General features: G+C 37.5%; 13 protein-coding genes. 7 read left to right on the plus strand and 6 right to left on the minus strand.

What is annotated here, in order from left to right:
• Positions 1-52: 52 nt before the first annotated feature.
• On the minus strand, positions 53-1,732 hold the full coding sequence (gene ettA / locus ABDJ41_RS05045) for an energy-dependent translational throttle protein EttA (RefSeq protein WP_349784676.1): 1,680 nt from the start codon (positions 1,730-1,732) through the stop codon (positions 53-55).
• Between the two features lie 237 nt (positions 1,733-1,969).
• Between ettA and ABDJ41_RS05050 the strand changes: the two genes are divergently transcribed.
• From ABDJ41_RS05050 to ABDJ41_RS05075, 6 genes are all read left to right on the plus strand, one after another.
• Positions 1,970-3,613, plus strand: coding sequence for an FAD-dependent oxidoreductase (locus ABDJ41_RS05050; protein ID WP_349784678.1), 1,644 nt, complete (start codon positions 1,970-1,972; stop codon positions 3,611-3,613).
• A gap of 427 nt (positions 3,614-4,040) precedes the next feature.
• Positions 4,041-6,581 carry an ATP-dependent Clp protease ATP-binding subunit gene (locus ABDJ41_RS05055; protein WP_349784679.1) on the plus strand — a complete coding sequence of 847 codons (2,541 nt, stop codon included), beginning with the start codon at positions 4,041-4,043 and terminating at the stop codon, positions 6,579-6,581.
• 210 nt (positions 6,582-6,791) lie between these two features.
• Positions 6,792-7,757, plus strand: coding sequence for a formylglycine-generating enzyme family protein (locus ABDJ41_RS05060; protein WP_349784680.1), 966 nt, complete (start codon positions 6,792-6,794; stop codon positions 7,755-7,757).
• Positions 7,758-7,800: 43 nt separating this feature from the next.
• Positions 7,801-9,123, plus strand: a complete 1,323-nt coding sequence (locus tag ABDJ41_RS05065) for a Gfo/Idh/MocA family protein (RefSeq protein ID WP_349784682.1) — start codon at positions 7,801-7,803, stop codon at positions 9,121-9,123.
• Between the two features lie 6 nt (positions 9,124-9,129).
• A complete protein-coding gene (locus ABDJ41_RS05070; RefSeq protein ID WP_349784683.1) occupies positions 9,130-10,143 on the plus strand; it encodes an FAD:protein FMN transferase in 1,014 nt (337 codons plus the stop codon).
• 39 nt (positions 10,144-10,182) lie between these two features.
• Positions 10,183-11,121 carry a hydroxypyruvate isomerase family protein gene (locus ABDJ41_RS05075; protein ID WP_349784684.1) on the plus strand — a complete coding sequence of 313 codons (939 nt, stop codon included), beginning with the start codon at positions 10,183-10,185 and terminating at the stop codon, positions 11,119-11,121.
• Here the strand turns inward: ABDJ41_RS05075 and ABDJ41_RS05080 are convergent.
• Together ABDJ41_RS05080 and ABDJ41_RS05085 are read right to left on the minus strand one after the other, a co-directional pair.
• A complete protein-coding gene (locus ABDJ41_RS05080; protein WP_349784686.1) occupies positions 11,118-12,191 on the minus strand; it encodes a PA0069 family radical SAM protein in 1,074 nt (357 codons plus the stop codon). The genes ABDJ41_RS05075 and ABDJ41_RS05080 overlap by 4 nt on opposite strands.
• 42 nt (positions 12,192-12,233) lie before the next feature.
• Positions 12,234-13,472 (minus strand): carboxypeptidase-like regulatory domain-containing protein, encoded by a 1,239-nt coding sequence (locus ABDJ41_RS05085; protein ID WP_349784687.1) that lies wholly within the window; start codon positions 13,470-13,472, stop codon positions 12,234-12,236.
• A gap of 91 nt (positions 13,473-13,563) precedes the next feature.
• Between ABDJ41_RS05085 and ABDJ41_RS05090 the strand changes: the two genes are divergently transcribed.
• Positions 13,564-15,072 carry a sulfatase family protein gene (locus ABDJ41_RS05090; RefSeq protein ID WP_349784688.1) on the plus strand — a complete coding sequence of 503 codons (1,509 nt, stop codon included), beginning with the start codon at positions 13,564-13,566 and terminating at the stop codon, positions 15,070-15,072.
• Positions 15,073-15,235: 163 nt separating this feature from the next.
• On the opposite strand, the gene ABDJ41_RS05095 is transcribed toward ABDJ41_RS05090, so the two are convergent.
• From ABDJ41_RS05095 to ABDJ41_RS05105, 3 genes are all read right to left on the minus strand, one after another.
• Entirely contained in the window at positions 15,236-16,054 is an 819-nt protein-coding gene (locus ABDJ41_RS05095; RefSeq protein ID WP_349784690.1) for an enoyl-ACP reductase FabI, read from the minus strand.
• A 12-nt stretch (positions 16,055-16,066) separates the two neighbouring features.
• Positions 16,067-17,728 carry a DNA repair protein RecN gene (gene recN, locus ABDJ41_RS05100; RefSeq protein WP_349784691.1) on the minus strand — a complete coding sequence of 554 codons (1,662 nt, stop codon included), beginning with the start codon at positions 17,726-17,728 and terminating at the stop codon, positions 16,067-16,069.
• 103 nt (positions 17,729-17,831) lie between these two features.
• Complete coding sequence (locus tag ABDJ41_RS05105) at positions 17,832-19,565, minus strand: M56 family metallopeptidase (RefSeq protein ID WP_349784693.1); 1,734 nt, start codon at positions 19,563-19,565, stop codon at positions 17,832-17,834.
• Positions 19,566-19,568: the final 3 nt, after the last annotated feature.

The following is a 19,568-nucleotide window of genomic DNA, read 5'->3' on the forward strand; positions in this document are numbered from 1 at the left end:
AAAGGCCGGTACCGCTCATAAGCAATACCGGCCTTTTGCTATAAATGGAGATTTAAACCAGTTTTTTATATCTGATACGATGAGGCGTTACATCACCCAAGCGTTTTTTGCGGTTTTCTTCATAGTCGCTATAATTCCCTTCAAAGAAGTAAACCTGAGATTCACCTTCGAAAGCAAGGATATGTGTACAGATACGATCTAAGAACCATCTGTCGTGACTAATTACTACTGCACAACCACCGAAATTCTCTAAAGCCTCTTCTAATGCTCTAAGTGTATTTACATCAATATCGTTGGTCGGCTCATCCAGTAATAATACGTTGGCACCTTTTTTCAAGGTAATTGCCAGGTGTACACGGTTACGCTCACCACCTGAAAGAATACCTACTTTCTTTTGCTGATCGCCACCATTAAAGTTGAACTTAGATACATAAGCTCTTCCATTTACGGCTTTATTACCAAGCTGGATGTTGTCCAAACCATCAGTAATGTTTTCATATACAGTTTTTTCAGGATCTAAATCATTGTGCATCTGATCTACATAACCTAATGCTACAGTTTCTCCAACTCGGAAAGTACCTGCATCAGGAGTTTCTTGCCCTGTGATTAGGCGGAACAAGGTTGTTTTACCAGCACCATTTGGTCCGATAATTCCGACGATACCAGCTGGAGGTAATGAGAAGCTTAGGTTTTCAAATAAAATCCTGTCGCCATAAGCTTTAGTTACTTCATTGGCTTCGATGACTACATTCCCCAACCTTGGCCCGGCCGGAATAAATAGCTCCAGTTTATCTTCTCTTTCCTTGCCATCCTCAGAAGCCAGTTTGTCGTAGTTTGATAAACGTGCTTTAGATTTAGCATGTCTGGCTTTCGGTGCCATACGCACCCATTCCAACTCACGTTCCAAGGTTTTTTGACGCTTACTTTCAGTTTTTTCTTCTTGTGCAAGGCGTTTTGCTTTTTGGTCTAACCATGAAGAGTAGTTTCCTTTCCATGGAATACCTTCGCCTCTGTCTAATTCAAGAATCCAGCCAGCTACATTATCCAGGAAGTATCTATCATGGGTTACTGCAATCACAGTTCCTTTATAATTCTTTAAAAATTGCTCTAACCAGTCGATACTTTCGGCATCCAAGTGGTTGGTAGGCTCATCCAATAACAATACATCAGGTTCTTGTAATAATAAACGACACATGGCAACCCTTCTGCGTTCACCTCCTGATAAAACCCCAATTTTAGTTTCCGGATCAGGACAACGCAATGCGTCCATCGCACGCTCCAGTTTGGAGTCTAATTCCCATGCATTGACAGCGTCAATTTTGTCTTGTAACTCACTCTGACGAGCCATTAATTTATCCATTTTATCTGGATCTGAATAATTCTCTTCTAATCCGAATGCTTCATTAACTTCTTCGTATTCTTTTAAGATCGCTGTGATTTCGGCAACACCTTCCTCAACTACTTCTCTAACTGTTTTGCTATCATCTAATATTGGTTCCTGTGCAAGATAACCTACAGAATAACCTGGAGAGAAAACTACTTCGCCCTGAAAAGATTTATCAAGACCTGCAATGATTTTTAATAAGGATGATTTACCTGAACCATTTAGACCAATAACGCCAATCTTGGCGCCATAAAAGAAGGATAGGTAAATGTTTTTTAAAACTTGTTTCTGAGGGGGGTAAATTTTGCTTACACCCGCCATTGAAAATATTATTTTTTCGTCTGACATATTTATATGGTATACTTTACTGCTTAAAAGGCATTGATTACTTAATTTATAATATGGTCGGCATTTTTAGTATCCGGCAGGCAAAGATAAGGAAGCAAAGGGCATTAAGCAAGCTCATCGCTATTGCTTGAAGATCTCTTTAAAGCACATTTCTTAAAATGTACAATGCTTTCTTTAATTTTAAAGATTGTGTAGTATTGTATAGTTAACAAAATCAACTAACCAAATTTATAAAGTATGACAAATAAATTAGCAGTTTTAATACTGTCTGTTACCTTATTGGCCAGCCCGGCCTGGTCTCAAAAGAAAATTTATGATGCAGATATTATCATTTATGGCGGCACATCGGCTGCAATAACAGCAGGGGTGCAGGCTAAAAAATTAGGCAAATCTGTTATTATTGTTTCCCCTGACATACATCTTGGAGGTCTATCTTCTGGTGGACTTGGCTTTACTGATACTGGAAATAAAGAGGTTATTGGTGGTTTAGCCAGGGAATTTTATCACCGTATCTATATGCATTACAATACTGACGCCGCATGGAAATGGCAGAAAAAAGAGAGTTACGGTAATAAAGGTCAAGGGACACCTGCGATGGATGGTTCTGAAAGAACCATGTGGATTTTTGAACCTCATGTGGCTGAAAAGGTAATGGAAGATTTTGTGAAAGAAAATAAACTTAATGTGTATCGTAATGAATGGCTTGACAGGAAGAAGGGAGTACATAAAATAAACGGGAAAATAATTTCCATTACTACATTAAGCGGTAAAAAGTTCAACGGCAAAGTATTTATTGATGCAACTTATGAAGGCGACTTGATGGCTGCAGCCAAAGTAAGTTACCATGTTGGAAGGGAAGCCAATAGCGTGTATGGAGAAACCTGGAATGGTGTTCAGACGGAGGTATTTCATCATGGTCATTATTTTGCAAAACAAATAGATCCTTATAAAGTGCCTGGTGATAAAAAAAGCGGATTACTTACTGGAATCTCTAAAGAAAATCCAGGGATAAAAGGAGATGGTGACCAAAAATTGCAGGCATATTGTTTTAGATTATGTTTAACCAATCATCCCGAGAATCGAATAACGTTTCCAAAACCAGATCGTTATAATCCGGCAGACTATGAGTTGATGGTTAGGATATTTCAAAGTGGCTGGAAAGAATTATTTGATAAGTTCGATCCTATTCCAAATAGGAAAACTGATACAAATAACCATGGGCCTTTTAGTATGGATTATATTGGTATGAATTACTCTTATCCCGAAGCCTCTTATAAGGAACGTCAAAAGATCATCAAAGATCATGAAAACTATCAGAAAGGTCTACTATATTTCATGGCAACAGACAAACGGATACCAAAGAATTTACAGGATAGACTAAACAACTGGGGGCTTGCAAAAGACGAGTTTAAAGATAATGGAAACTGGCCGCATCAGTTATATATTAGAGAAGCAAGGAGAATGCTGAGTGATTATGTGATGACGGAGCACGAAATATTGGGCAAAAGGGAAGTGCCAAATCCAATTGGAATGGGCTCCTATACCTTAGATTCACATAATACACAACGATACGTAACATCAGCCGGTTTTGTTCAGAATGAAGGTGATATTGGTGTTAAAGCACCTAAGCCTTATAGTATAGCTTATGAGGCAATAGTTCCAAAGGAAAAAGAATGTACCAATTTGATGGTGCCTGTATGTTTGTCCACGTCTCATATTGCTTTCGGATCCATTAGGATGGAACCTGTATTTATGATTTTAGGAGAATCAGCGGCTACAGCAGCTGTAATATCAATAGATGGAGGCTTAGCAGTGCAAAAAGTTCCTTATGCGCAATTGGAAAAAATGTTATTACAACAAAAGCAAAGGCTCCGTCTGTAATGTGATTTTTTTATATGTTAATTAGTTATTAATCAGTGGTTGTAAGAATGTTAGATTGTTTATTTTTATTGGTAGCTTTATAGGAGAAATATATTTGGTCTGCCATTTTGCTAGGTAATATTGCTTTAGGCGGCATTTTTGACAGGGATGGGAAAATGAGAGATAATGATTACAGTTGAGCGACAAATGGTTTTGTTTAGTCTTTTTATCATTGTTTAAATTTATTCTTGAAGCTAATTAATTTTTCTCCCTTAATGTGCTTTCCTGTGTTTAAAGTCAGAATCCCGTAAGTTTTCTGATATACTGGCAGTTGTAACACATAAAAATAGGTGTATGGCTTAATTGTTGATAAATTAAAAAAAATGCGGGTGCATATTTATAAAACAATTTTTATAGTTTAGAGCATTCCCGAATTAGAAAGGTAAATATGGAAGCTAAATTTTCACCACAAGTCAAAGATGTAATCTCCTTTAGCAGGGAAGAAGCCCTGAGATTAGGTCACGATTACATAGGCGCGGAACATCTATTGTTAGGCCTTATTCGCGAGGGCGATGGTATGGCCATTAAGATATTGAAATCATTGGGTGTTGATACTTCAAAACTTCGTCGATCAATAGAAGATTCGGTTAGAGGCACATCGAGTGTTACAGTTAATCTTGGTAATATACCCTTAACTAAGCAAGCAGAAAAAGTATTAAAAATCACTTACCTTGAAGCGAAAATCTTTAAAAGTGATTTGATTGGTACGGAGCATTTATTGTTATCTATTCTTCGTGATGATGATAATATTGCATCACAGATTTTACTACAGTTTAACATCAATTACGAGATATTTAAACAGGAGGTTGAAGTGAATAAAAACGGTTTCAGAGATGAAACACAAAATAGCGCATCGACCGGTGGTGATGATGATTATCGTGAGGAAGAATCATTCAGCAGTCCTAAAAAAGTATCAGACATTAAATCTAAAACTCCGGTATTAGATAATTTTGGAAGAGACTTAACCAAAGCGGCTGAAGAGGGTAGATTGGATCCGATTGTTGGTCGTGAAAAGGAGATAGAGCGTGTATCGCAAATTTTATCACGTCGTAAAAAGAATAATCCTATCCTGATTGGTGAGCCAGGTGTAGGTAAATCTGCGATAGCAGAAGGACTAGCATTGCGTATTGTTCAACGTAAAGTTTCTAGAGTACTGTTTAACAAACGTGTAGTAACTTTAGATCTTGCTTCATTAGTTGCAGGAACTAAATACCGCGGACAGTTTGAAGAGCGTATGAAAGCAGTGATGAACGAACTGGAGAAATCTACAGATGTCATCTTATTTATTGATGAGATTCATACTATTGTTGGTGCTGGAGGTGCTTCAGGATCTTTAGATGCATCAAATATGTTCAAACCAGCTTTGGCAAGGGGCGAAATACAATGTATTGGAGCAACAACGCTGGATGAATATCGTCAGTACATAGAGAAGGATGGAGCCTTGGACCGTCGTTTCCAAAAGGTAATGATTGAGCCGGCTTCTCCTGATGAAACCATTGAGATTCTGAACCGTATTAAAGAGAAATATGAAGATCATCATGGTGTAACTTATACCGATGAAGCAATTAATGCCTGTGTAGCCTTAACATCAAGGTATATTACTGATAGATTCTTGCCAGATAAAGCGATTGATGCACTGGATGAGGCTGGGTCAAGGGTTCACTTAACAAACATTCATGTTCCGGATAACATTATTGCTATCGAGAACAAGATTGAAGAAATCAAAGTAGAAAAAAATAAAGTTGTTAAAAGTCAGAAATACGAAGAAGCAGCTAAATTAAGAGATACTGAAAAGAATTTATTAGAAGAGCTTGATCGTGCTAAGGCAGAATGGGAAGCAGAAACCAAAACTAAACGTTATACAGTTTCTGAAGACAATGTTGCCGAAGTTGTTTCGATGATGACTGGTATTCCTTTACAACGTGTTGGACAAACAGATAGTGCTAAACTGTTGAATATGTATGATACGGTTGCTACTAAGATTATCGGACAGGATGATGCCATTAAGAAATTAACTAAAGCTATTCAACGTACCAGAGCTGGGTTGAAAGATCCTAAAAAGCCTATTGGGTCGTTTATTTTCCTAGGTCCAACTGGAGTAGGTAAAACAGAATTGGCTAAAGAGCTTGCTCGTTTTATGTTTGATAGTGATGATTCACTGATTCAGATTGATATGAGTGAGTACATGGAGAAATTTGCAGTATCGCGTTTAGTGGGGGCACCTCCGGGATATGTGGGCTATGAAGAAGGCGGACAGCTGACTGAAAAAGTACGCAGAAAACCTTATGCTGTAATTCTATTGGATGAGATCGAAAAAGCACACCCTGATGTATTTAACATCCTTTTACAAGTATTAGACGAAGGACAGCTTACTGATAGTTTAGGCCGTAAGGTAGATTTTAGAAATACTATCATTATCATGACATCCAACATTGGCGCACGTCAGTTGAAAGATTTTGGACAAGGTGTAGGTTTTTCTACTTCTGCAAAAACGAATCAAGCTGATGCACATTCAAGAGGAGTAATTGAGAATGCTTTGAAACGTGCTTTTGCGCCTGAATTCTTAAACCGTGTGGATGATGTGGTCGTATTCAATACTTTAGGTAAAGAAGAGATTTTCAAGATTATCGATATTGAATTAAAATCTTTATTCGGACGCGTTCATAATTTAGGTTATGAGGTTAAATTAACCGATAAAGCAAAAGAATTTATTTCTGATAAAGGTTTTGATTCTAATTTTGGAGCGAGGCCACTTAAACGTGCGATTCAGAAATATCTGGAAGATCCAATTGCTGAAGAGATTCTTAAAGGTGAAATTCATGAAGGAGATATCCTTGAAATTGATTACGATAAAGAAAACGATAAGATAGTTGTAGAAAACAGAAGTCCGGGTAAGAAAAAGAAAAAGGAAGAAGGAAGTGTAGAGTAAAATACCGGATCTGCAATAAAAAACCCTGATAAGTGAAAAGCTTGTCAGGGTTTTTTTATTTAGTTTAATATGTATAATTGGCAACTTAGTGTGTTTTTTACACAATTTGTGAAATTATGTTTGGTTAGATTTTGGTTATTAAAATAAATGCCTCTATTTTAGATATTAAATAGGTTAGGAAAATATCATTTATATCAAACAACATTATTAATGAATTTTAAATTATCATTGGCATTACCCTTGATTATCTGTGTCTTTAAAACATCGGCACAGGAAAAGCAGGAGGCCTATACTCAGCAAATTAATGGTACAAAACTGAGCTTTGAGATGAAAGCCATTCCGGGCGGAGAGTTTTTAATGGGGAGTAGAAAAGGAAAGGCCGATGAACAGCCGGTACATAAGGTGAAGCTTGATCCTTTCTGGATGGGTACTTATGAAGTAACCTGGGATATTTATGAGCCTTTTTTGTATAAGGACTACGAGATTACACAAAGCATTGGTGCTGTTCCGGCAAACGTTGATGCAGTAACAAGACCCACAAAACCGTATCTGGACATGACATTTGGCATGGGCAAGGAAAATCATCCTGCTTTGGCTATGACACATTATAATGCGATTCAATTCTGTAAATGGTTGTATGCACGTACAGGTGTATTTTATCGTTTGCCAACAGAGGCAGAATGGGAATATGCGAGTCGTGCCGGAAATACAACTGAATATTTTTTTGGTGATGATGCTGCGAAGCTCGGCGAATATGCCTGGTTTAAAGCTAACAGTGACGGTAAAACCAGTGAGGTAGGAAAGAAGAAGCCAAACACATGGGGATTGTATGATATGTATGGAAATGTGGCCGAATGGACATATGACCAGTACAAAGCAGATTTCTATGCTAGTGTAAAAGGTGATAAAGTAAATAATCCTGTTTCTGTTCCTGAAAAGTTGTATGCAAATTCAATCAGGGGAGGATCTTATGATGATGGCCCAAAAGAATTGCGTTCGGCTGCGAGACTGGGCTCGGATCCGGTATGGAAACAACTGGATCCTCAGATACCTAAAAGTAACTGGTGGTTTCCAGAAGCACCATTTATTGGCATGCGGCTAGTTAGACCTGTAAAGGTGCCATCTCAGGCTGAAATAGATGCTTATTACAATAAAGCTCCTATTGCTGATTATTAACAAAGACACACACACACAATTCAAAAACCAAATATTGACGAAAATGAACAACGACAATCTAAGCGAAAATAAACGCCGCGAATTTCTAAGAGCTACTGCATTAGTTACAGGTGGTGTTATGTTAAATCAATTTGCTTTTGCAGGTGGTCATTCATCTAATGATGATACCATCAAAATTGCGTTAATTGGTTGTGGTGATAGAGGGACAGGGGCTGCATTTCAGGCTTTGAGCACTAAAGCAAATCTGAAATTGGTTGCAATGGCAGATGCTTTTGAAGATCGATTAAACAGTAGCTATCAGAAACTGTCTGAAAGGTTTAAGGATAAAGTTGATGTTCCGAAAGATCGTAGATTCGTTGGTTTTGATGCTTACGAGAAAGCTATTGCACTTGCTGATGTAGTGTTACTTGTAACTCCTCCTGGATTCAGGCCAATGCATTTTGAGGAAGCTGTAAAACAAGGTAAGCATGTATTTATGGAGAAACCCGTAGCGGTTGATGCTCCAGGTGTAAGAAAGGTTTTGGCTGCTGCTGAAATTGCGAAACAGAAAAAACTTAATGTAGTTGTTGGCCTGCAACGTAGATATCAGACAAACTATAGAGAAACTATTAAGCGAATCGAAGATGGCGCAATCGGTGATATCGTAAGTGGACAAGTATATTGGAACAGTGGTGGTGTTTGGGTTAAAAAGCGCCAGCCAAACCAGACTGAAATGGAATATCAAATGCGTAACTGGTATTACTTTAACTGGTTATGTGGAGATCATATTGTTGAGCAACATGTACACAATATAGATGTTGCCAACTGGGTTAAAAATGCATATCCTATATCTGTACAAGGAACTGGAAGTCGCGCCTGGAGAACAGGAAAGGATTATGGGGAGATTTATGATAACCATGCGGTAGAACTTACTTATGCTGATGGTTCGGTAATTTATAGTCAGTGCCGCCATTTTGAAGGTACTGCAAACCGTGTGGATGAGACTTTTCAGGGCACAAAAGGACGTACATATATGTCTGCCGGACATAACGGTGTGTTATGGAACAGTAAAGGGAAAGAGATATTTAGTCACCCGACAAAAGGTAATGCCAACCCTTATCAGACTGAGCATGATGAGTTATTTGATGCAATTAGTAAAGGACAATTTAAATTCTGGGATGCAGAACGCGTTGCTAAAAGCTGTTTAACCGCCATTATGGGCAGATATGCTACCTATTCTGGTCAGGTTATTAAATGGGACGCTGCGTTACAGGCAAATAACAGCTTAATGCCAGATATTTTAGACTGGAATGCAAAGCCAAAGTTATTGCCAGATGAAAATGGTCTTTATGCTATTGCTTTACCAGGTAAAACAAAAGTTCTCTAATTCGGGGTGTTTTATATAAGTAAATATCTTTTTTTATTATTTCCACTGATCGTTTTTCTTTTTAATGGAAAGAAGAACGATCTGCAGGAATATAATATTCATGGCTATGCTCAGGGAACAGATTATTCTGTTAAGTATTTTGCTGCAGATAGTTTAATTACCAAATATGCTGTGGATAGTATTTTGAGCGTTATAGATTCTTCAATGTCACTTTATAAGCCATATTCGCGGATCGTAAAGTTTAACAAGTCGAACGATGGTCTGGATCTTGACCCACATTTTGCTACGGTAATGCGTAAGTCTTTCGAAGTGTATAAAGCGACCAATGGTAAGTTTGATGTAACCGTTGCACCATTAGTTCAGGCTTGGGGTTTTGGACCTAAGCGTATAGATAAATTTCCAGATAGTGCAGAGGTTAAGGAGTTGTTACATTGTGTTGGTATGAACAATTTGTATTTAAAAGGGAATCGTCTAACAAAATCTAAAGCATGCATTAGTGTAGACCTGAACGGAATAGCTCAAGGCTATAGCGTTGATGTACTAGCAGAACACTTAGTAAAAAAGGGGATTAAATCTTTTGTTGTTGAGATTGGAGGGGAATTGAGAATGAAAGGTCCAAAACCTGATGGTTCATCCATGAGGATTGGTATTGAAGGCCCTGCAATAACATCTAATGCCGAACCTGTAATCAGGCATATCATCAGCATTAATAAGGGAGCAATCACTACTGCAGGTAATTATCGGAAATACCTGCAGAAAGGAGCTGAAAAGGTAGCACATCTTATAGATCCTAAAACAGGTTATCCTTTAAGTAATGCGCTAATTAGTGTAACGATCTATGCAGAAGATGCAGTTACTGCAGATGGGTATGATAGTCCAATTATGGCTATGGATGTTAAGGAAGCTCTCAATTTTGTAAAATCAAAAAAAGGTATGGAAGCCTATATTATATATCACAAAAAAGATGGTAGTGTTGCCGATACCTTAACAAAAGGTTTTAAAAAAATGATTGTACAATGATCATTTTAATTTTCAATCAAATACCAGATAAACTTATATATGAACAGAATTGAATTTCTTAAGAATAGTTTTGCAGCTGCGGGAGCACTCGTAGCCGGATCCTCTTTGACTGCTGTTGCAGCAGCTGAAAATGGTTTAAGAGCAGAAACATCATTGGCTGGGAAAACATTTAATTTAGATTATGCTCCACACGAGGGAACGTTTAAAAATAATGCCGGTAATGATATACTAGATCAGATCAGGTTTATGTATGATCAGGGTTTTCGTTCTATAGAAGATAATGGTTTTTTAAAGAGACCGATCGAACTACAGACAAAAATAGGCGAGCTACTTGCAAAGTTAGGGATGAGAATGGGAGTTTTTGTTGTTGACGGTGGAGATAATTGGAAAACATCGTTAACGACTGGTAAGAAAGAATTTAAAGATAAGTTTGTTGAAACTTGCAAGCTTTCGGTTGAGGCTGCAAAAAGATGTAATGCCAAATGGCTTACAGTAGTTCCTGGGTTTTATGAACGTAAGTTACCATACGGCAATCAGTTTGCTAATGTTATTGATGCAATGCGTGCTGGTGCCGAGATTTTTGAACCACATAACCTGGTTATGGTATTGGAAACTTTGAGTGATACACCGGAGTTGTTTTTGCAGCAAACACATGAGACTTATGCTGTTTGTAAAGCAGTGAATAGTCCGTCTTGTAAGATTCTTTATGATATTTATCATATGCAGAAAACAGAAGGACAGTTGATTGTGAATATGGACCGCTGCTGGGATGAGATCGCTTATATTCAAATTGGCGACAACCCTGGTCGCAAAGAGCCAACAACGGGAGAAATCAATTATAAAAATTTATTTAAACACATTTATAACAAAGGGTATAAAGGTGTAATGGGGATGGAGCATGGTAATTCAAAAGCAGGTAAAGAAGGGGAAAATCGGGTAATCCAGGCTTATCGTGAATGTGATAATTTTCTATCTTAAAACATGCTCAGCTGGACTTTAGGTATTTTAAAAAGACTGGAGTCCAGTGTTGGTTTTATTTCATTCAGATGGTTTATCCGGCAATGAAGTTTAAAGTTGTCTTTTATTAGTTTAGCAATATTGCCATCACCTCGCATTCTATCACCAAACCTGCTATCGTTCACATTACCAGCATGGCAGGATTGTATGGCATGCCATACTTTATCAAATCGGTCAGGGTAGTTCTTACGTAGCCAGTCTTCAAATATTCCTCCTATGGCACCATTTAGTCTAACTACGGTATAACCTGCCGCTATAGCCCCACAATTAGCTATCTTTTTTAGAATAGCTGGAATTTCATGATCGCTTAAGCCTGGAACCAGCGGTGCAACCATAACACCAACCGGTACACCAACACTGCTTAGCTGCTCTACAATTTTTAGACGTTGTTTTGCAGTTGTGGTTCTTGGCTCCATTTTTTGCCTCAACTGCTCGTTTAAGCTATTTATGGAGACATAAACCATACATAGATTTAGCTTTGCCATTTCAGTCAGAAGGTCAATGTCCCTTAAAATGAGCGCATTTTTGGTGATCATGCCAATAGGTTGTTTGTATTCCAATGCAATTTCCAATAATTGCCTGGTGATCCTGAATTTCCTTTCAGCAGGCTGATAACAATCGGTATTGCCAGATAAAGAAATGACAGATGCATCCCATCCTTTGCGTTCCAGGAATTTTTTAAATAATGCCGGAGCATCTGTTTTGACAATTATTTTTCTTTCGAAATCCAGACCCGCACTAAAACCCCAGTATTCATGTGCATTTCGTGCATAACAATAAGTGCAACCGTGTTCGCAGCCCTGATAAGGATTTAAAGAATAAGCCATACCTACATCCGGACTGTCTACCTTGTTAACTATTGATTTTGATTTTCCAAAGATAAAGGTGGTCTTCAGATCTTCTTCTTCCCATTCATCAATGCCTTCTTCATGTTCTTTTACGTAGTCGTTTTTTGCAAAACGGTTATGAGGGTTGAACTGGGCACCTCTCCCTTTGACATAATTATCGGCTTTTTCTTTATCTAAATTCATTAGCTAAAATTACTAATATTTTTAGTAATTTTAGCTAATGAATTATTTGTTTTTTATCTGAGGGATGTAGTCCATAGGTACCATATCTGCTACTTTTTCGTAAGCCCAAAATCCTTCGAAAAGCATAGCTCTTGAATTATTTACACCTCCGTTTTCATAAAAATGCACGCCATTTTCTGTTAAATTTGCAATAGATATTTGATAATCTGGGATTTCTAGTGGCCTGAATACCCAAAATCCTGTTTTTGAATATACCAATGACTCTCTTTCTCTGCTGTAGCTGATGGCTAGAGCACCATTATAGTTTAATGATTTTAAGTTGTGGTTATAGACAGATAAAAGACTGGCTGGTGAAATTTCTTTACGGTCAAGATGATCAATGTATTTTGGCATTTCCAGTTGCTTTTCCCAGAAAGCTATCCTGACATTATCTTTAGGCATTGTGGCTTTACTGATGACAGTTGATTTATCTGGGGTTTTTAACCAAATTAAATTTTTATTAATAATACTATCGGGATAGCGATAGGGATTCGGTATTTTTATCATTTTATTAATGATAAATCCCTGTTCTGTTGTGTTCCCGGCATATAATGATCTGAAAAAGTGTTGTGATGAACCATAATATGCAGATTCACGTTTGTCAATATACTTTTTTTGCTTTGCAGATGAAGCCTTCAATTCTTCAAAAAAAGGATGGCCGGAGAAATAGATGATGCGTGTTCTGGAGTTATATTCGAAGTTATCCAGCATATATTTTAGTCTGTAACCAAGAGCCTTATTTTCTACAATTAAAAACTCTGTAGTAGTAATGGTCAGCAGACTTTTGGTAATATCGTAATCAATGTTTAATACCTGCGGATTTAATATTTTACATTGTGCCGCATTGGGGCTGGTACCGATAAAGAATTCTTTAAACTGTTTGATGTATTTAGGGCGATTCGGGTCAGCCCTGATGACAACCTCATTTAGAACAGTTGTACTTTCTTTTAAAAGGAGTTCAACTTGAACAGATTGATCCGAAATAATGACATTTTTTGAATAGGGAAGGTAACCAACCATTTGTACTAGTACATCGTAGTTTCCAGGCTTAAGGTTGTTGATTTTAAATTTCCCTTCAGCATCAGCTACTGTAGAAACCTTGTATCCACTTAAATAAATACCAGCGCCTGGCAGGGTTTCTTTTTGATCTCTGACAATACCTGTTATTGAAAACAAATTTTGAGAGAAAGCTGAGTACCCTGTAAATAAAACTAACAATAATAAGAACAGGTATGTCTTCATTGATTGCGAATGTAATGTTTAACCGGGAGTATGGCAAGAAGCAAATGAATATTTGTATATTCACTGGTTGTAGTCTATTAATCATGTTTTAATGTATAAAAAATACCTATTCACGGCCATAGTATTTATGGTATTCAATGCTTCCGCGCAGGTAAAAAAGAAAGTTCAATCACCCAATGTTATTTATATTATCGCAGATGATTTAGGCTATGGTGATTTAAGTTGTTATGGTGCGCAAAAAATCCAGACGCCTAATTTAGACCGACTGGCTGCGAACGGAATCAGGTTTACAAACGGGCATTCAACTTCTGCTACTTGTACGCCATCCCGATATGCACTAATGACTGGTGAATATCCATGGCGTAAAGAGGGCACAGGGATTTTACCGGGAGATGCTGCCTTAATTATACCTACGGATAAAACAACTTTACCTAATCTTTTTAAGAAAGCAGGTTACCAGACAGGAATTGTTGGCAAGTGGCATCTTGGACTTGGTGAAACTGTGGCTAAAAATTGGAATGGAGATGTCAAACCTGGACCAAATGAAGTTGGATTTGACTATTCTTTCATTTTTCCGGCAACAGCAGATCGGGTGCCTACTGTGTTTTTACAAAACCATAAAGTTGTTGCACTTGATAAAGGAGACCCGATTGATGTGGATTATACTAAAAAAATAGGAAATGACCCAACAGGAAAAGAACATCCGGAATTGTTAAAAATGAAATCTTCTCAAGGCCATGATCAGACCATTGTGAATGGTATTGGCCGGATTGGTTATATGACTGGCGGAAAAATGGCGCGATGGGTAGATGAAGAACTCTCTACTACCTTTTTAACTGAAGCACATGAATTTATTGAAAGGAAACAGAAACAACCCTTCTTTCTGTATTTTGCTCTAACTGAACCACATGTGCCACGAATGCCTGCAACAAGGTTTAGGGGGAAAAGTGGCTTAGGTTTAAGAGGTGATGCTATTTTACAATTGGATTGGACTGTTGGCGAAATTGTAAAGCAATTGAAATCTCTGGGAATTGATAAAAATACGATGATTATATTTACCAGTGACAATGGCCCTGTGTTAGATGATGGTTATCAGGATGAAGCATTAGCTAAACAAAACGGACATATGCCTGCAGGTGTACTTCGAGGAGGGAAGTACAGTTCATTAGAAGGTGGAACACGTGTTCCTTTCATCATCAGCTGGCCTGGACAAATTACACCTCAGGTTTCCTCTGCTTTGGTAAGTCAGATGGATTTGATTGCATCATTTTCTAAATTGATCGATGAATCTATTCCTAAAGGTGATGCACCAGATAGTGAAAATTTATTGGAAGCCTTTATGGGGAAATCTCAAAAAGGGCGATCAGTATTTGTAGAGCAGGGAGTAACCACACTTTCTATAATAAAGGATGGATGGAAGTATATTACACCAAATAATGGTACTCCTTATATGAAAGCGGTGGGGATAGAAACGGGAAATTTGCCTTCAGCTCAGTTGTTTAATCTAAATACAGATCTTAGTGAGAAAAGTAATTTAGCAGGAAAATATCCTGAAAAGGTAAAAGAATTAGCTGAATTGTTAAAATCAATTAAGAATTAAAGATTGAACGATGCTTTTGAGCTTCCATTTTCGGTCGATTTTATCTTAAACATAGATATTTTATCCATTGAGGAAGTCCAAAGCGTTATTGTTGATTTTATTTTTGGAATTTAACCCCGCAACTTAAAAAGCTGCGGAGTTATTTATAATGTTCTTTTGGTTTTTATTCTTCCTCCAGACCCATTTTCTTCATCACGATATCGCTCACTCCTGTAGAAGAGTAACCACCGTCATGGAAAAGGTTCTGCATTGTAACCATACGTGTTAAATCGGAGAATAATGTGATACAATAATCTGCACAGGATTCAGCATCAGCATTACCTAGCGGAGCAATAGCATCGGCATAATCATAAAAATCACCAAATCCTTTAATTCCTGTACCCGCAGTAGTTTTAGTTGGAGATTGAGACACCGTGTTGATACGTACTTTTTTCTCTAAACCATAATGGTAACCAAAACTACGTGCAATAGACTCCAGCATTGCTTTAATATCAGCCATGTCAGTATAGAATGGATAAGTACGTTGAGCGGCCATATAAGTAAGGGCTACAACACTACCGCCTTCATTAATTGCATCAAGCTTTTTAGCAACAGCCAGCATTTTATGAAATGACATAGCCGAAACATCAATTCCTTTCATGAAGTAATCGTAGTTTGACTCTGTGTAGGGAATCTTTTTACGGATATTTACACTCATACCTATAGAGTGCAATACAAAATCGATTTTACCACCTAATATTTCTTGTGATTGGGTAAACAGGTTGGTCAGCTCATCAACGTTAGTAGCATCAGCAGGAACAATCTGTGATCCGGTCTTTTCTGCCAAAGCATTAATTTCTCCCATACGCATTGCGATAGGAGCATTTGTTAATACAAATGATGCACCTTCTTCATGTGCTTTTTCAGCAACTTTCCAGGCAATAGAGTTTTGATCTAATGCACCGGTAATGATGCCACGTTTACCTTTTAATAAGTTATACATAGTATTTTTGTTTTAATTTTTATACCCCAGCAGATCTTTGGCGTTTTCCATAGCAGAAACACCTGGTTTTTTCCCACTTAACATTTCTGCAATAGCATCAACTCGGGCGGTATTGTCTAATCTGCGGATGCCTGTAGTAGTTCGCTCACCCTGCTCGTTTTTATACACAAAATAATGTGCATTCCCTTTTGCTGCAATTTGGGGAAGGTGGGTAATACAGATAACCTGCATGTTTTTTTCCAGTTCACCAATAACATCACCAACACGTAATGCTGTTTCTCCAGAAATCCCGGTATCGATCTCATCAAAAATCAAGGTAGGAAGTGAAGTGTGTTTAGCCATGATAGATTTAATAGCCAACATCAGACGAGAGAGCTCTCCTCCTGATGCAACTTTAGCTACAGGAGCTGGCGCTTGTCCGCTATTGGCTGAGAATAATAAAGAAATGAGGTCTTTACCATCTTTGTTGAGCTCTTTTGCTGTCGATTGCTCTATCTTAATTTTTGCATTGGGCATACCAACCTGCTGCAATACTTTACCCGCACTCTTTTCCGTAATCTCGATTGCTTTACTGCGGTTTAGACTAAGTTTTCCTGCGATTCGCTCTAGTTCTGTATGCATCAATTCAAGCTCCTTGATGATGCGCTCAATCTCCTCATCACCACTCAAAATATCAGCTAGATTTTCTGATAGCTGTTCTTGTATGGAAAGTAATTCGGGAATGGAATTTACTCTGTGTTTCTGTTGTAAACTATAAATAAGATCTAAACGAATGTGGATAGCCTCAATTCTGGATGGATTAAAAACTATGCTTTCTTCCAGGCCAGATAATTCCGATGCAATGTCTTTTAATTCTATCAAAGAAGAGCGTAATCGTTCATTTAACGCCTCATAATCAGTGTTAAATTTTTCTATCTGTTGCAGCTGACTGATTACTTCTTTTAAAATCGGTAATACTGCAGTTTCTTCATCGCCCAACAAGTTATATCCCATTAGTAAGCTCCTTTTAATGCTTTCTGCATTATTGAGCATTTGTAATTCTGTTTCTAGCTTCTCTTGTTCGTCAGATTGAAGTTCAGCTAATTCCAGCTCATTAAACAGAAATTGTTCATAATCCTGCTTGTTTCTGGCTTCAATGGCTTTTTCCTGTAAACCTGTTAAAAGCTGTTGCTGTTGTTTATATTGCTTGAATTTGATGCGGTAATCGACCAAAATTTGCTGATGTCCGGCAAGTGTATCGACAACAGATAATTGAAAGGCCGGGTCGCTGATTTCAAGTGTAGCATGTTGTGAGTGGATGTCAATCAGACGTTCTCCAATCTGCTTCATAACGGTAAGTGTTACCGGTGTGTCATTAATAAATGCTCTCGATTTGCCATCGGTAGAGATTTCTCTTCTTAGAATATTCTCCTTGTAAAAGTCAAGATCGTTTTCTTCAAATAAGCCTTTTAGCAATTGGTCAGACAGTAAAAACCAACCTTCAATGATACATTTCTTATCCTGATTGAAAAAATACTTTGTTTCAGCACGTTGGCCCAATATCAATGATAATGCACCAAGCATGATTGACTTACCAGCCCCAGTTTCACCGGTGATGATATTTAAACCTTTATCAAGTTCCAGCTCAACGCTGTCTATCAAAGCGTAATTACGGATCGAAAGTTTTTGTAACATAAGATGTTGCTAAATTAGGAAAACTTAGCGATGAACAACACAAAAAAGCCAGAAGATTATTCTTCTGGCTTATAATTAAAATAGTGTTGATAGGTTATATCTGCTATGGTTTATGGTCTTGTACTTCTTTTTCTTTAATTGCCTTTTTTGCCTCTTCAATTTTTAGTTTAAATTCTTTGCTGTTTATATGTTTCTCTATTTTCTCTGCATTCTTTTCTATTTTCTCAGCGTTACGACGAATGATTTCCTGTTGTTTTTTCCATTCTTTTGAATTGAAGTATTTGCTGACATTTTCTGCGTTTTTGTTGATTTCTGCCTGTTGTTTTTTCCAATCACTTGAATTGAAGTACTTACCAATATTCTCTGCAGAGTTCCCAATTGCAGCCATTGAATTCTTCCATTCAGGAGATTTCAAAAATGCTAGACTTTTGTTTACTATAGAGTCGACATTAATATTTATTTCATTGTCTAAATCAATGTTGTAAGTTTCATTAAGCATCTGCATACGCTCTTTTTGAGGCATTTCTTTTACAGACTTATATTCTTTCTTATTGCCTTGTTCGTCAATAGAAATGATCCAGTATTTCGATTTCTTTTTTGTTGTATCCTGGTCAATATGATGAGGTGGTACTGGTGGTACAGGAATAGAAGCCTTGGGAGCAAGAGGGGCATTAGGGGGTGTTGGCGGTTCAGGAATGCAGATGGTTGAGTTATGAGGCTTAGTAGAGGGTTTAGGAGCTGCATGTACTTTTGGCGGTGTTGGAATTTGCTGAATGCTGAAATCTGCAATTTCTGTACGTGTTTCCTTGCTAATTTTTGCAACTGTTTTTTCTGCCTTTAAAGGTTTTATCCATGCTAATGAAATTACAGTAGCAATGGTTAACGTAATGACAAACATTTGTTGTCTTACATTCATATAGTTATTTTTCATATCAGTGATTCTTTTAATACGTTGATATAAATGTTGATTCTTTCCTGATGCAGCCATAGAAAAGGCTGGTGCTGATTTATCTTTTAATAGCTCGAGTTTTAAAAGTGCATGAGCATAGGTCATCGGATTTCCAGTGAACTTCAATACGAGATCGTCGCAGGCATGTTCCCTTTCAATATTTATGAATTTTCCGCTTAACCATATAAATGGATTAAAGAAGAGCAATGTTTCAATACCAGTTTTAATGAGATTGAGCAGGTAATCATTTCTTCTGATGTGTGATAGCTCATGAATTAGGATGGCCTCTACCTGATCCATGTCAAGTTGCGATGCCAAACCAATAGGGAAAAGTATGATAGGTTTAAAATATCCGACTACCAGAGGTACATTAATTTTATCAGACAAATAGAAGCCGATAGAACGACGAAATTTTAATTGTAAAATAAGTCTTCTAAATGAAGCATCCCATTCAGCGGGAACAGAGAAATGAATCGCTCTTTTAAGGTCAAGCATACGCTTATAGCCCATGCCAAGTACCAGTAACTGAAAAAGTAACCCTATACTGTAAATGCCAACAATGTAAGGGAAGAAAAGTTCCGTTTTGCTACTAATTAGTCCTGGAAGTGAACTTATTGACTGATCATATTCAGCCGTTAAAAAGAATGTTGTGCTATGTTGATGTGTTGTAACTGTCGGTAGTTTAAAAATCGAAAAAAAGGTAAGGCAAAAGCAGATAAAGATAAGGGTAATGGCGCTGAAAGCAAGGTTATGTTTTATTCTGGATTGCAGTTTAGGAACAGTCATTGCTATTAGCAATAATAATCCATAAATGATGGCTCCCTGCCATAAGGAGTGTAAAATGCTCCAGCCAACTGCCTTAATCAAGTTGTTTAAAATTGGTTCCATAGC

Origin of the sequence: Pedobacter sp. ASV1-7 (assembly GCF_040203335.1) — a bacterium.
In the GTDB taxonomy this organism is placed as follows: domain Bacteria; phylum Bacteroidota; class Bacteroidia; order Sphingobacteriales; family Sphingobacteriaceae; genus Pedobacter.

Excerpts from the sequence above, each read along its gene's own strand:
- ettA (WP_349784676.1), bottom strand. The coding sequence starts at position 1,732 with ATGTCAGACGAAAAAATAATATTTTCAATGGCGGGTGTAAGCAAAATT.
- ABDJ41_RS05050 (WP_349784678.1), top strand. The coding sequence starts at position 1,970 with ATGACAAATAAATTAGCAGTTTTAATACTGTCTGTTACCTTATTGGCC.
- ABDJ41_RS05055 (WP_349784679.1), top strand. The coding sequence starts at position 4,041 with ATGGAAGCTAAATTTTCACCACAAGTCAAAGATGTAATCTCCTTTAGC.
- ABDJ41_RS05060 (WP_349784680.1), top strand. The coding sequence starts at position 6,792 with ATGAATTTTAAATTATCATTGGCATTACCCTTGATTATCTGTGTCTTT.
- ABDJ41_RS05065 (WP_349784682.1), top strand. The coding sequence starts at position 7,801 with ATGAACAACGACAATCTAAGCGAAAATAAACGCCGCGAATTTCTAAGA.
- ABDJ41_RS05075 (WP_349784684.1), top strand. The coding sequence starts at position 10,183 with ATGAACAGAATTGAATTTCTTAAGAATAGTTTTGCAGCTGCGGGAGCA.
- ABDJ41_RS05080 (WP_349784686.1), bottom strand. The coding sequence starts at position 12,191 with ATGAATTTAGATAAAGAAAAAGCCGATAATTATGTCAAAGGGAGAGGT.
- ABDJ41_RS05085 (WP_349784687.1), bottom strand. The coding sequence starts at position 13,472 with ATGAAGACATACCTGTTCTTATTATTGTTAGTTTTATTTACAGGGTAC.
- ABDJ41_RS05090 (WP_349784688.1), top strand. The coding sequence starts at position 13,564 with ATGTATAAAAAATACCTATTCACGGCCATAGTATTTATGGTATTCAAT.
- ABDJ41_RS05095 (WP_349784690.1), bottom strand. The coding sequence starts at position 16,054 with ATGTATAACTTATTAAAAGGTAAACGTGGCATCATTACCGGTGCATTA.
- recN (WP_349784691.1), bottom strand. The coding sequence starts at position 17,728 with ATGTTACAAAAACTTTCGATCCGTAATTACGCTTTGATAGACAGCGTT.
- ABDJ41_RS05105 (WP_349784693.1), bottom strand. The coding sequence starts at position 19,565 with ATGGAACCAATTTTAAACAACTTGATTAAGGCAGTTGGCTGGAGCATT.